Genomic DNA, 13,599 nt, shown 5'->3' on the forward strand with positions numbered 1-13,599 from the left:
CCGGCCAACATCATCAATTCGGCCCGACCGTACCTACAGCCCGGCGTCCCTGGCCAGCAGGGCGGCCTGAACCCGGTTCTCGCAGCCCAGCTTCGCCAGGATCCGGCTCACGTACGTCTTCACCGTCGCCTCGCTCATGTGCAGCCGCCGGCCCGCGTCCGCGTTGGACAGCCCCTCGCCCAGCAGCGACAGCACCCCGCGCTCGCGCTCGCTCAGCTCCGCCACCCGCCGCCGGGCCTCCTCGCCGCGCCCCGCGGCCCGCCCCGAGGCCAGCTGGTCGACCACGTGCCGGGTCGCCCCCGGCGAGAGGTACGCGTCCCCGGCCGCGGCCGCCCGCACCGCGCCGATCAGCTCGCCCGGCGCCGAATCCTTCAGGAGGAACCCCGCGCCGCCCGAGCCGAGGGCCCGCAGCACGTTCTCCTTCTCCCCGAAGGTGGTCAGGATCAGCGCCCGGACCTCCGGCGCCGCCCGTCCCAGCTCACCGAGCGCGGTCAGGCCGTCCATCACCGGCATCTGGATGTCCAGCAGCATCACGTCCGGCGTGTGCGCGCGGGCCAGGTCCAGGGCCTCACGGCCGTTCGCCGCCTCCGCGACGACCTCGATGTCCGGAGCCGAGGTCAGGATCATCCTGATCCCGGCCCGGATCAGCGGCTCATCGTCAGCGATCACCACTCGGATCACCTTGACTGTCACCCGCGCTCCTACTGCTCGACCTCGTACGCCTGCTTGTCGACGAGCTTGCCGTCCTTGAAGCAGAACCGGAAAACGGTATCGGTGGACAGCCCCGAGTCGTCCGACGACAGCAGTGCCAGACACTGCGTGCCCTCCGGCCGCTCCGGCCCCTTCCGGTCCAGGCCCTCGGTGAGGAAGCTCTCGCCGTCGGGCAGCCGCCTGCGGACCGCCTCCTCCGGCTCGCCCACCCGCACGTCGTCGTAGTCGGCCCGGCTGATCATCGCGTTGCCCGCGGTGCCCAGCAGCAGCACCACCCCGGCCCCGATCACGATCACCAGCAGCACCACCGCCGCGAAGGCGATCCCGCAGCCCATCGCTATGCCCCCGGTCCGGCTGCGGCTCCGTACGGCCAGCTCCCGGTCCACCGCCGCCCAGTCCATCGGCGGCGCACCTGCCAGCCCCAGGGCCTGGGCCTGCGCCTGCTGCCCGAAGTCGTCGGCGATGTGGTCCACCCCCGCCGGCTCCGTCCCGTACGGCAGCACCCCGGCCACCCGGAACCCGCCGTCCTCGGTCGTGCCCGCGTGCACCATCCCGCCGACCAGCCGGGCCCGTTCGCGCAGCCCCGTCAGCCCCTGCCCGCCCGACACCACCTCGCCCGTTCCCGGACCGGCCGCAGGCCCGTTGGCGATCTCCACCACCAGCGAGTCGTCCTCGTACCGCAGTTCCACCGCGATCGGCGCCCCCGGAGCGTGCTTGTACGCGTTGGTCAGCGCCTCCTGCACGATCCGGTACGCCGCGTGGTCGCACGCCGCGACCAGCGGCCTCGGCCGCCCCGCCGACGTCATCCGTACGTCGGTCCCCGCGCTCCGCGCCGCCTGGACGATCCCGGCGATCCCCGCCACCCCGCGCGCCGCGGGCTGCGCCTCCTCGACGGGCACCGGCGCCTCGACGCCGTCCCGCATGATCCCGACGACCTCGCGCAGCTCGTGCATCGCCGCGACCGAGGCCTGCCGCAGCACCCCCACGGTCTCGCGCTGGCGGTCGGTGAGCTCCGGGTCCACCTCCAGGGCGCCGGTGTGCACGGAGATCAGCGCCAGCCGGTGGCCCAGGCTGTCGTGCATGTCCTGGGCGATCCGCTGCCGCTCGCGCAGCCGGGCCTGCCCGGCGACCATCGCCCGCTCCCGCATCAGCTGCCCGTTGCGCTCCTGGAGCGCCTGCAGCAGGGTCCGGCGCTGGGACCAGTAGCGGCTGGCCAGACCCGGCATGACCGTCATCGCGAGGAACATCAGCGTGGAGAAGACGATCACCAGCACGGGCCGCTTGTCGGACCACGCCTGCAGCACACCGAAGCCGACCGAGGCGAGGAACGCGAGGGTGAACGCGGTCAGCGCCCGGCCCACCCCGACGATCCGGCGCCCCGCCGACCAGCCGAGCAGGATCATGACCAGGAACGAGCCGGGCAGGAACGGGGACACCGCCGACGCCACGACCAGGGTCGCCGCAGGCAGGCGCCGCCGCAGCAGCGTGAGCAGCACCACAGCCGCGGCGCTGCCGATCATCCGCTGCACGCTGCCGTTGTCGAGTTCCTCGACGCCCAGGCCGAGCAGTGCGAGCAGCCCGGCGATCACCAGGTCCCCCGCCAGCATCCGCCGGGTCCACGGCTCGGGGCCCGTCAACCAGTCCCAGCCCGCCCGCATCCTCGCCGTCGCATCCACGCGACCGACCCTAGACATCCGCGCTGCCGCCCGGCCGCCCTCTTTCGTCGCGCGCTGCGTGACGAAAGTCGTACGACCGACCCAGCGGCCGTTCCGGCTGCGACCCCAACTCCCGGTGCACGGAACGGAATCGGCTCTCCGGTGGTCCGCCGGGGTGACCCCCCTCACGGTCAACACCCCACCAGGGCACGGGAAAAGCGAAACGGCCGCCATCGCTTTCGCGATGACGACCGTTTCGTCGATGTGGGCGAGGGGGGATTTGAACCCCCACGTCCCGAAGGACACTGGCACCTGAAGCCAGCGCGTCTGCCGTTCCGCCACTCGCCCGAGCAGCGCCCCAGTGGATCTTCCCTTTCGGTCCGTTCCCCTGGCGACGTCGAAACATTAGCACGTCGGACGGGGTGGATTCACATCGCTTTCCCCGCACCGGTCGACCCGGCTCCGATTGCCCCTCCCGCACCGCACGTCCGGTGCGGGACACTGTCCCCTGAGCGCCCCTACGATCCCTTGTGAGGACCAACACTCCTGCGCATGGGACCCAGGGGGAACCAGCCGAATCCGCCACGCGTGGATACGATCAGTAAGCAGTACAGGGCGACAACGACGGAGGAGGTGCCCCATGGGAGTCCTGAAGCGGTTCGAGCAGCGACTCGAAGGTCTGGTGAACGGCACCTTCGCCAAGGTGTTCAAGTCCGAGGTCCAGCCCGTCGAGATCGCCGGCGCGCTCCAGCGCGAGTGCGACAACAACGCGACGATCTGGAACCGCGAGCGGACCGTTGTCCCCAACGACTTCATCGTCGAGCTCAGCGCCGGCGACTACGAACGCCTGAGCCCCTACTCCGGGCAGCTCGGCGACGAGCTCGCGGGCCTCGTCCGCGACTACGCCAAGCAGCAGCGCTACAGCTTCATGGGCCCGATCAAGGTCCACCTGGAGAAGGCCGACGACCTCGACACCGGGCTCTACCGGGTCCGCAGCCGTACGCTCGCCTCCAGCACCTCCCAGGCGCAGCCGTCGGCCCCCCAGAACCAGCAGGGCGGCTACGGCTACCCGCCGGTCGCCGCACCGCCGATGCCGGCCGGACCGCCCCCGGGCGCGGCCGCGCGCCGGCCGGGCGCGGGCGGGCCGGCCCCCGTACCGACCGCAGGTGCCACCCGGCGCCACTGGATCGAGATCAACGGCACCCGCCACCAGATCTCGCGCCCCACGCTCGTACTCGGCCGAAGCACGGAAGCCGACGTGCGGATCGACGACCCCGGCGTCTCGCGCCGGCACTGTGAGATCCGGACCGGAACGCCCTCGACGATCCAGGATCTCGGGTCCACCAACGGCATCGTGGTGGACGGGCAGCACACCACCCGCGCTACGCTCCGCGACGGCTCGCGGATCGTCGTGGGCAGCACCACCATCATTTACCGGCAAGCCGAAGGGTGAAGCGGGGGCAATGTCAGAGCTGACCCTGACGGTCATGCGGTTGGGTTTCCTGGCCGTTCTGTGGCTGTTCGTCATCGTGGCCGTCCAGGTCATCCGCAGCGACCTCTTCGGTACGCGCGTCACGCAGCGCGGCTCGCGCCGCGGCAGCGCCGCCGCCGGAGCGCCGGCGCCGGGCGGGGGCCGGCAGACCGCCGCGCCGCCGCAGCAGCGCCAGCGCCGCGGAGCGCCGACCAAGCTGGTCGTCTCGGAGGGCACCCTCACGGGCACCACCGTCGCCCTCGCGGGCCAGACGATCACGCTCGGCCGGGCACATGACTCCACGATCGTGCTGGACGACGACTACGCCTCCAGCCGCCATGCCAGGATCTACCCCGACCGTGACGGCCAGTGGATCGTCGAGGATCTCGGGTCCACCAACGGCACGTATCTCGACCGGACCCGGCTGACCACCCCGACGCCCATTCCGCCGGGCGCCCCGATCCGCATCGGCAAGACCGTCATCGAGCTGCGGAAGTAGTACGAGAATGAGCGAGCGGAGCGAGCGAGCCGCGGCAGTCCGGCCCACCCAGGACACGGACCCGAGCGCGCTCCCGACCGGAGGGTGGGCAGTGTGGCTCGAGACCGGTTGTACCCGGAGGAAGCGTCGACTGGGCAGGTGCGCATGAGTCTGTCCCTGCGGTTCGCCGCCGGATCCCACAAGGGCATGATCCGCGAGGGCAACGAGGACTCCGGCTATGCCGGGCCCCGTCTCCTCGCCGTGGCCGACGGCATGGGCGGCCAGGCCGCCGGCGAGGTCGCGAGCTCCGAGGTGATCTCCTCGCTCGTGCAGCTCGACGACGACGTCCCGGGCTCCGACATCCTCACCTCGCTCGCCACTGCCGTGCAGCGCGCGAACGACCAGCTGCGCGTGATGGTCGAGGAGGACGCCCAGCTCGAGGGCATGGGCACCACCCTGACCGCGCTCCTGTGGACCGGCCAGCGCCTGGGCCTCGTCCATGTCGGCGACTCGCGCGCCTACCTGCTGCGCGACGGCGTCCTCACGCAGATCACCCAGGACCACACCTGGGTGCAGCGCCTCGTCGACGAGGGCCGCATCACCGAAGAGGAAGCCACCACCCACCCGCAGCGCTCGCTCCTCATGCGGGCGCTCGGCAGCGGTGACACCGTCGAGCCCGACCTCTCGATCCGCGAGGTCCGCACCGGCGACCGCTACCTGATCTGCTCCGACGGCCTGTCCGGCGTCGTCTCGCACCAGACCCTGGAAGAGACGCTCGCCGACTACCACGGCCCCCACGAGACCGTGCAGGCCCTGATCCAGCTCGCCCTGCGCGGCGGCGGACCGGACAACATCACCTGCATCGTCGCGGACGTCCTCGACACCGACAGCGGCGACACCCTCGCCGCCCAGCTGAACGACACCCCGGTCGTCGTCGGCGCGGTCGCCGAGAACCAGCACCAGCTCTTCGACGGCGGCAACGCCATGCAGACCCCGGCGGGCCGCGCCTCCGGCCTCGGCCGCCAGGTCCCCCCGCCGGCCGGTGCCTTCGGGCCCCCCGGCAGCGGCGAGGCGCCCGGCTACGGATACCCCGACCAGAGCCAGGGCGGCGGCGCGTACGGCAGCTTCGGCGAACCCGACCCGTACGACGACTCCCGCTACGACGACACGTACGACCACCCCCGCCGGCGCCGCAGCAAAGGGCGCAAGTGGACCACCCGCACCTTGATCCTGCTGATCGTCGCCGGTGTCGTCGGAGGCGGCCTCTACGCCGCACACCGCTGGACCCAGACGCAGTTCTACATCGGCGTCAAGGGCGAGCACGTCGCACTGTTCCGCGGCATCAGCCAGAACCTCGGCCCGCTGGAGCTCTCCAAGGTGGAGACCGACCGCACCGACATCGAACTGAAGTACCTGCCGCCCTTCAAGCGCAAGCTGGTCGAGGCCACCATCACCGAGACCAGCCTCGACGGCGCCCGCCAGAAGATCGACGAACTCGGCGCCCAGGTCACCGCCTGCAAGAAGGACGAGGAGCGCCGCGCCGCGGAAGCGCAGAACCCACCAGCACCCGGCCCCAGCCTGACTCCCACGGAGCAGTCGCTGGTCGGCCTCTGCGGCAAGCAGTAGTAGACACCCGCGGGCACAGGGGGCCTGCCACACCATGAGCGTTGTCACCAACACGACCACCATCGGCGCCATCGAGCTGCCGAGCCGGCGGAACACCGAGCTCCTGCTGCTCGTTTTCGCCGTGGTCATCCCGATCTTCGCCTACGCCAACGTGGGCCTGTCGATCCACGGCAAGCTGCCTCCCGGCATGGTCGCGTACGGGGGCGGCCTCGCCGTTCTCGCCGGCATCGCCCACCTCGTGGTGCGCCGCTACGCGAAGTACGCGGACCCGCTGCTGCTGCCGATCGCGACACTGCTCAACGGGCTCGGCTGCGTCCTGATCTGGCGGCTCGACCAGTCGGAGCGGCTGCAGAACCTGGCCAAGCGCAGCTTCGGCCACTTCTCCGAGTCGGCCCCCCGGCAGATGATGTACACGGCGCTCGCCATCGCCCTGTTCGCCGGCGTGCTGCTGCTGCTCAAGGACCACCGCACCCTGCAGCGGTTCACGTACATCTCCATGGCCGCGTCGCTGGTCCTGCTGATCCTGCCGGTCGTGCCGGGCCTCGGTGCCGACGTCTTCGGTGCGAAGATCTGGATCAGCGTCGGCGGCTTCTCCATCCAGCCCGGTGAGTTCGCGAAGATCGTCATCGCGATCTTCTTCGCCGGCTACCTGATGGTGAAGCGCGACGCGCTCGCCCTGGCCAGCCGCCGCTTCATGGGCCTCTACCTGCCGCGCGGCCGCGACCTCGGCCCCATCCTGATGATCTGGGCGATGAGCCTGCTCGTCCTCGTCTTCGAGAACGACCTCGGCACCTCGCTGCTCTTCTTCGGCATGTTCGTGATCATGCTGTACGTGGCCACCGAGCGCACCAGCTGGATCGTCATCGGCCTGGTCATGAGCGTGGCCGGCGCCGCCGTCGTCGGCGCGACCGCCAGCCACGTCAAGGCCCGTGTCACCGCCTGGCTCGACCCCTTCGCCTGCTACTCCAAGTCGGGTGCCTGCGAGCAGGTCGGCCAGTCGATCATGAGCTTCGGCTCCGGCGGGGTCCTCGGCACCGGCTGGGGCCAGGGCAACTCCGACCTCATCGGATTCGCCGCCAACTCGGACTTCATCTTCTCCACGGTCGGCGAGGAGCTCGGCCTCGCGGGCGTCATGGCCTTCCTCCTGCTCTACGGCCTGATCATCGAGCGCGGCGTGCGCACCGCGCTCGCCGCCCGCGACCCCTTCGGCAAGCTCTTCGCCATCGGCCTCTCCGGCGCCTTCGCCCTGCAGATCTTCGTGGTCGCCGGCGGCGTCATGGGCCTCATCCCCCTGACCGGCATGACCATGCCGTTCCTCGCGTCCGGCGGTTCGTCCGTCCTCGCGAACTGGGCCCTCATCGGGATCCTCATCCGGATCAGCGACACCGCACGCCGCCCCGCCCCGGCCCCGGCACCGTCCCCCGACTCCGAGATGACCCAGGTGGTCCGCCCGTCATGAACAAGCCCCTGCGCCGCATCTCGATCTTCTGCGGGCTGCTCGTCCTCGCGCTGCTGATCCGGACCAACTGGCTCCAGTACGTCCAGGCCGAGGAACTCAGCACCCGCAAGGAGAACCGCCGGGTCCAGATCGCCCAGTACGCCACCCAGCGCGGCAACATCATCGTCGCGGGCGGCCAGGCCATCACCGGCTCCGCCACCACGGACGGCAGCGACTACAAGTACAAGCGGACCTACTCCAACGGAGCGCTCTGGGCACCGGTGACCGGGTACGCCTCCCAGGCCTTCGGCTCCACGCAGCTCGAGTCCCTCGAGGACAAGATCCTCACCGGCAACGACGACCGGCTGTTCTTCGACCGCACCATCGGCATGTTCACCGGCGAGAAGAAGGCCGGCGGCAACGTCGTCACCACGCTGATGCCCGAGGCCCAGCAGGCCGCCTTCGAGAAGCTCGGCGACAAGACGGGGGCCGTCGCCGCGATCGACCCCCGCACCGGCGCCATCCTGGCCCTGGTCAGCACCCCCTCGTACGACCCGTCCAGCTTCGCCGGCAACTCCAAGGCCGACGAGAAGGCCTGGGTCGAGCTGAAGGACGGCCCGGAGAAGAAGCTCGTCAACCGCGCCCTGCGCGAGACCTACCCGCCCGGCTCGACCTTCAAGGTCGTCACCGCCGCGGCCGCGCTGGAGCACGGCGTCGTCACCGACATCAACGTGCCGACGGACACCCCCGAGCCGTTCCTGCTGCCGACGACCAAGACCCCGATGGTCAACCACGCCAAGGGCTGCGAGAAGGCGAGCCTCAACTTCGCGCTGCAGGTCTCCTGCAACTCCGTCTTCGCCAACGTCGCCGACAAGGTGACCAAGGACAAGATGCTGGAGACCGCGCAGAAGTTCGGCTTCAACAACGACAAGATCGACACCCCGGTCCGGGCGTTCGCCAGCGTCTACGACAAGAACATGGACCGGCCGAGCAACTCGCTCTCCGCGATCGGCCAGTACAACACCGCCGCCACGCCGCTGCAGATGGCGATGGTCGCCGCGGCCGTCGCCAACGACGGCAAGCTGATGAAGCCGTACATGGTCGACCAGCTGACCGCCCCGAACCTCGACGTCATCGAGAAGCACGAGCCGCAGGAGATGAGCCGCCCGCTCTCGCCCGCCAACGCGCAGAAGCTCCAGCAGATGATGGTCAACGTCGTCGAGAACGAGAACGGCACCGGCGGCAAGGCCAAGATCAAGGACGTCACCGTCGGCGGCAAGACGGGCACCGCCCAGCACGGCGAGAAGAACGCCAAGCGCCCCTACGCCTGGTTCATCTCCTACGCCAAGACCGACAAGGGCTCCCCGGTCGCCGTCGCCGTCGTCATCGAGGACAGCGACGCCGACCGCGAGGACATCAGCGGTGGCGGCCTCGCGGCTCCGGTCGCGAAGGCCGTCATGGAAGCCGTCCTGAAGAACCAGGGCTGACGGAGGAGCGCAACGGCCGAAGGGGCACAAAAGGCCGAACTGGAGTGATCCACATCACTGTTCCCGCCCGGATCCGAGCGTACGGTACCGGTCCGGTATCAGCCTGTGGTCACGAACCGATCACCGACGATCGGCCGGTAGCCTTTGCGCGAACAGCACACCGCCGGACCACACACGGGTGCGGTCGGGACTGACGGAGAGGGCTGCAACGTTATGGAAGAGCCGCGTCGCCTCGGCGGCCGGTACGAGCTGAGCCACGTGCTCGGCCGCGGTGGCATGGCCGAGGTCTACCTCGCCCACGACACCCGGCTCGGCCGTACCGTCGCCGTCAAGACCCTGCGCGCCGACCTCGCCCGCGACCCGTCCTTCCAGGCCCGGTTCCGGCGCGAGGCCCAGTCGGCCGCGTCGCTGAACCACCCGGCGATCGTCGCCGTCTACGACACCGGCGAGGACTACGTCGACAACATCTCCATCCCGTACATCGTGATGGAGTACGTCGACGGTTCCACCCTGCGCGAGCTCCTGCACTCCGGCCGCAAGCTGCTGCCCGAGCGCACCCTGGAAATGACCATCGGCATCCTCCAGGCCCTCGAGTACTCGCACCGCGCCGGCATCGTCCACCGCGACATCAAGCCCGCCAACGTCATGCTCACCCGCACCGGCCAGGTCAAGGTCATGGACTTCGGCATCGCCCGCGCCATGGGCGACTCCGGCATGACCATGACGCAGACCGCGGCCGTCATCGGCACCGCCCAGTACCTCTCCCCTGAGCAGGCCAAGGGCGAGCAGGTCGACGCACGCTCCGACCTCTACTCCGCGGGCTGCCTGCTGTACGAACTCCTCAGCGTCCGGCCGCCGTTCATCGGTGACTCCCCTGTCGCCGTCGCGTACCAGCACGTACGGGAAGAACCCCAGCCGCCGTCGAACTTCGACCCCGAGATCACGCCCGAGATGGACGCGATCGTGTTGAAGGCCCTCGTCAAGGACCCTGACTACCGCTACCAGTCCGCCGACGAGATGCGCGCCGACATCGAGGCCTGCCTCGAGGGCCAGCCCGTGGCCGCTGCCGCCGCCATGGGCGCCCCCGGCTACGGCTACCCCGACCAGGGCCACGGCTACGGACACCAGGGCTACGACCAGCCCACCACCGCCCTGCGCGCCGCCGACGCCGGCCAGACCTCCATGCTCCCGCCGATGGCGCCGGGCGACGGCGGATACGGCTACGGGGACCAGGGCCAGGGCGGCTACGACCAGGGCGGCCACGGCCGACGCCAGCAGAAGAAGAGCAAGGCCTCGACGATCCTGCTGGTCACGGCCGGCATCCTCGTCCTGGTCGGCGCCATCCTCATCGGCCGCTCCCTCTTCAGCGGCGGCGCCGACAACCGGCCCAGCGTGCCCAAGCTCATCGGCGCGACCCTCGAGCAGGCGCAGAAGACCGGCGACAACGTCGGCCTCAAGGTCGAGAAGGAAGCCGACGAGCCCTGCGACAACCAGCCCAAGGGCAACATCTGTTCGCAGAACCCGGCGCCCGACACCAAGGTCGACAAGGGCTCGACGGTCAAGGTCAAGGTCTCCTCGGGCGCGCCGGAGGTGGCCGTGCCCGACGTCCTCAACGTGAAGTTCGAGGACGCCGAGAAGGCGCTCAAGGACAAGGGCTTCGCGGTCGAGAAGAAGACCCAGGAGTCCGACCGGACCGTCGGCACCGTCCTGGACCAGACCCCGAAGAGCGGCGGCAAGGCCGCGAAGGGCTCGACCGTCACGCTGACCGTCGCCAAGGAGCAGTCGAAGTCCGAGATGCCGGACCTCCTCGGGAAGACCCGGGAGGCAGCGGTCAAGGCGCTGAACGACGCCAAGCTCAAGCTGGGCAGCGTGACGGAGGTCGACTCTCCCGGTGCCCCGCCGAAGACGATCGTCCAGCAGCAGTTCCAGCCGGGCGAGCAGCTCGCGGTGGGCACGACGGTCAACGTGCAGATCGCCAAGGCCGGCCAGACCACCCAGGTCCCGCAGCTGGCCGGCAAGACCGTCGCCCAGGCCAAGGCGGACCTCGCGAGCCGGGGCCTGAGCCTCCAGGTCATCGCGGGCGCGACGGACGACAAGGCGATCATCCTGCAGACGGATCCCCCGGCGGGTACCCCCGTCGAGGCGGGCAGGGTCATCAACGTCCAGACCATGCCCGGCCAGCAGAACGGCGGCAACGACGGCGGGACGCTCTTCGGCGGCCTGACGGGCGGTCGGCGCTAACCGGCGGCCGAACCGCACGGAGACACGGAAAAGCCCCTGTGGGCGGCCTCAGAGCCGCTCACAGGGGCTTTCCCGTGTCAGCGCAGCTCCGCCGGCAGCGTGCGCTTCGCGTCCACCTTCTCCGTGCGCACCAGCTCGCCCCACACGACGTACCGGAACTTCGAGGTGTACACCGGGGTGCAGGTCGTCAGGGTGATGAAGCGCCCCGGGGCCGTGCGCCCCGACTCCTTCGGGACCGCCGAGATCACGTCCACGTCGTACTTCGACGTCTGGCGCAGCTCCGCGAAGACCTTGTACACGTACCAGGTGTCCCGCGTCTCGAAGACGACCGCGTCGCCGTTCTTCACCTTGTCGATGTTGTGGAACTTCGCCCCGTGCCCGTCCCGGTGCGCCGCCAGCGAGAAGTTCCCCGACGGCTCCCACGGCAGGGCCGCCTTGACCGGGTCGGTGTAGTACCCGGCCACGCCGTCGTTGAGGACGTCCGGCGCCGTGCCCCGCTTGACCAGGACCTCGCCGTTCTTCATCGCCGGCACGTGCAGGAAGCCGATGCCGTCCTGGGTGTCCAGTGCCCCCGGCGCCGCGGGCGCGTTCGCCCCCGGGGCGCTCTGCCACTGCCGGCGGACGTCGTCGCCGCGCGCCGAGGCCTGCCGGTCCGCGAGGACGTTGGTCCACCACAGCGAGTACGCGACGAACAGGCCCAGCACCAGGCCCACGGTGATCAGGAACTCGCCCAGCAGGCTCAGGAACCCGGCGAGCACGCTGCGGCTCTGGTGGGGCGGCGGTGCGGCACGTGACACTGCTTGTTCGTCCTTACGGGCTGGTCAGCGCGGGCGGAGCACCCTGGCTGCGGGGGCGTTCACCGGTCATCCTGCCCCATACGATCATCCGGTAGGTGCTCGTGAACTCCGGGGTACAGGTCGTCAGCGTGATGTACCGGCCCGGAGAGGTGAAACCCGAACCCTCCGGCACCGGTTTGATCACCGACACGTTCGTCGGCGGAGTCTGCGCCAGCGACGAGGTGATCTCGTACGTGTAGTACGCGTCCCGCGTCTCGACCACGACCGGGTCGCCCGGCACCAGCCGGTTGATGAAGCGGAACGGTTCGCCATGGGTGTTGCGGTGGCCCGCCAGCGCGAAATTCCCCTGCGCGTCAGCCGGCATCGCGGTCTTCAGCGCGCCGTCCCCGTAGTGCCCGACCATCCCCTTGTCGAGCACCTTCGGCTTGCTGATCCCCTCCGCCACCGGCACCTTCACGTCCAGCTTCGGGATGTACAGGATCGCGAACCCCTGCCCCGGCTCGAACGCCGAGACGGCCGGCGCAGCGGCCCCGCCCGGGTCCTGCTCCCAGGTCTGCCGCAGCGAGCCCGCGGCCCCGTTCGCCGTCCGCTGCGCCAGTACGTTCGTGTACCAGAGCTGGTAGGCGACGAACAGCAGCATCACCACGCCCAGCGTGATGAACAGCTCCCCGGCGAGCCGGCTCGCGACGACCACCGGGCCGCCCGACACGGGCCGCCTGCGCCGCCGCCCGCCGCCCCGCCTCCGCGAGCGCTTCGCGGCCTCCTGAGCTGCCCTGCGCCGCGCGGCCCGGCCCTGCGTGGGCGCGGACGGCGCGACCGCGGTCACGCGACGGCCTTGCCCACCACCGGGGCCAGCCCCACCGAGCGCTCGACGGCCCCCGCGTCCCCGCAGCGGACCAGCCAGTTCGCGAGCATCCGGTGGCCCCATTCGGTCAGCACCGACTCGGGGTGGAACTGCACGCCCTCGACGTCGTGCTCCCGGTGCCGCAGCCCCATGATGATCCCGTCCTCGGTGCGCGCGGTGACCTCCAGCACGTCCGGCAGGGTCGCCGGCTCGGCCGCGAGCGAGTGGTAGCGGGTCGCGGTGAACGGCGACGGCAGCCCCGCGAAGACGCCGAGGCCCCCGTGCACCACCGGCGAGGTCTTCCCGTGCAGCAGCTCGGGCGCCCGGTCCACGACGCCGCCGTACGCGACGGCCATGGACTGCATGCCCAGGCACACGCCGAAGACCGGGACCCCGGTGTCGGCGCAGTGGCGGACCATGTCGATGCAGACGCCCGCCTGCTCGGGCGTTCCCGGCCCGGGCGACAGCAGCACGCCGTCGAAGCCGTCCTGCGCGTGGGCGAGCTCGACCTCGTCGTTGCGCAGCACCTCGCACTCGGCGCCGAGCTGGTACAGGTACTGGACCAGGTTGAAGACAAAGCTGTCGTAGTTGTCGACAACCAGAATGCGCGCGCTCACGGAGTGGCTCCCGATCCCTCGTCCACCGTTACGTCGTTGAACGGCAGGAGCGGCTCGGCCCACGGGAAGACGTACTGGAACAGCACGAAGACCACCGCGAAGACCAGTACGAGGGAGATCAGCGCGCGGATCCACGCGTTGCCCGGCAGATGCCGCCAGATCCAGCCGTACATGCCGTCTGTTTCCTTATCCGTCCACGAACTACCCACCGCACCGCGGGGGCGGTACGCGAAC

The 13,599-nt window shown here is 70.4% G+C and carries 11 protein-coding genes, 1 tRNA gene and 1 pseudogene; 6 read left to right on the top strand and 7 right to left on the bottom strand.

Translation table 11 applies throughout. The features are described from left to right. Positions 1-33 precede the first annotated feature (33 nt). From AB5J51_RS20415 to AB5J51_RS20425, 3 genes are all read right to left on the bottom strand, one after another. Positions 34-681, bottom strand: a complete 648-nt coding sequence (locus AB5J51_RS20415; RefSeq protein WP_030292709.1) for a response regulator transcription factor — start codon at positions 679-681, stop codon at positions 34-36. Positions 682-701: 20 nt separating this feature from the next. Then, positions 702-2,369, bottom strand: a complete 1,668-nt coding sequence (locus AB5J51_RS20420) for a sensor histidine kinase (protein WP_369780283.1) — start codon at positions 2,367-2,369, stop codon at positions 702-704. A 262-nt stretch (positions 2,370-2,631) separates the two neighbouring features. Continuing rightward, a tRNA-Leu gene (locus AB5J51_RS20425) sits at positions 2,632-2,714 on the bottom strand. Between the two features lie 292 nt (positions 2,715-3,006). Between AB5J51_RS20425 and AB5J51_RS20430 the strand changes: the two genes are divergently transcribed. The 6 genes from AB5J51_RS20430 (at position 3,007) to pknB (ending at position 11,107) form a co-directional block, all read left to right on the top strand. After that, entirely contained in the window at positions 3,007-3,819 is an 813-nt protein-coding gene (locus tag AB5J51_RS20430; RefSeq protein WP_053787037.1) for a DUF3662 and FHA domain-containing protein, read from the top strand. Positions 3,820-3,829: 10 nt separating this feature from the next. Further along, positions 3,830-4,336 (top strand): FHA domain-containing protein, encoded by a 507-nt coding sequence (locus AB5J51_RS20435; protein WP_369778248.1) that lies wholly within the window; start codon positions 3,830-3,832, stop codon positions 4,334-4,336. A gap of 144 nt (positions 4,337-4,480) precedes the next feature. After that, a complete protein-coding gene (locus AB5J51_RS20440; RefSeq protein ID WP_369778249.1) occupies positions 4,481-5,941 on the top strand; it encodes a Stp1/IreP family PP2C-type Ser/Thr phosphatase in 1,461 nt (486 codons plus the stop codon). A 34-nt stretch (positions 5,942-5,975) separates the two neighbouring features. Further along, positions 5,976-7,400 carry an FtsW/RodA/SpoVE family cell cycle protein gene (locus AB5J51_RS20445; RefSeq protein ID WP_030292699.1) on the top strand — a complete coding sequence of 475 codons (1,425 nt, stop codon included), beginning with the start codon at positions 5,976-5,978 and terminating at the stop codon, positions 7,398-7,400. Beyond that, positions 7,397-8,866 carry a penicillin-binding protein 2 gene (locus AB5J51_RS20450; protein WP_136226048.1) on the top strand — a complete coding sequence of 490 codons (1,470 nt, stop codon included), beginning with the start codon at positions 7,397-7,399 and terminating at the stop codon, positions 8,864-8,866. The genes AB5J51_RS20445 and AB5J51_RS20450 overlap by 4 nt, the downstream gene beginning before the upstream one ends. Positions 8,867-9,079: 213 nt before the next feature. Further along, positions 9,080-11,107, top strand: coding sequence for a Stk1 family PASTA domain-containing Ser/Thr kinase (gene pknB, locus AB5J51_RS20455; RefSeq protein WP_369778251.1), 2,028 nt, complete (start codon positions 9,080-9,082; stop codon positions 11,105-11,107). A 77-nt stretch (positions 11,108-11,184) separates the two neighbouring features. Here pknB and AB5J51_RS20460 read toward each other — a convergent pair whose 3' ends face one another. From AB5J51_RS20460 to AB5J51_RS20475, 4 genes and pseudogenes are all read right to left on the bottom strand, one after another. Beyond that, positions 11,185-11,904: a class E sortase gene (locus tag AB5J51_RS20460; protein WP_053787034.1), complete on the bottom strand. Its 720-nt coding sequence runs from the start codon at positions 11,902-11,904 to the stop codon at positions 11,185-11,187. A 13-nt stretch (positions 11,905-11,917) separates the two neighbouring features. Then, positions 11,918-12,601 (bottom strand): annotated as a pseudogene (locus AB5J51_RS20465) (class E sortase); the annotation flags it as partial. Between the two features lie 125 nt (positions 12,602-12,726). After that, on the bottom strand, positions 12,727-13,365 hold the full coding sequence (locus AB5J51_RS20470; protein ID WP_053787032.1) for an aminodeoxychorismate/anthranilate synthase component II: 639 nt from the start codon (positions 13,363-13,365) through the stop codon (positions 12,727-12,729). Further along, the gene (locus AB5J51_RS20475; protein ID WP_030292686.1) at positions 13,362-13,538 is read right to left on the bottom strand and encodes a hypothetical protein; all 177 of its coding nucleotides are present in this window, start codon (positions 13,536-13,538) and stop codon (positions 13,362-13,364) included. The genes AB5J51_RS20470 and AB5J51_RS20475 overlap by 4 nt, the downstream gene beginning before the upstream one ends. Positions 13,539-13,599: the final 61 nt, after the last annotated feature.

This window comes from Streptomyces sp. R33 (assembly GCF_041200175.1).
GTDB classification, from domain to species: Bacteria; Actinomycetota; Actinomycetes; order Streptomycetales; family Streptomycetaceae; genus Streptomyces; species Streptomyces katrae_B.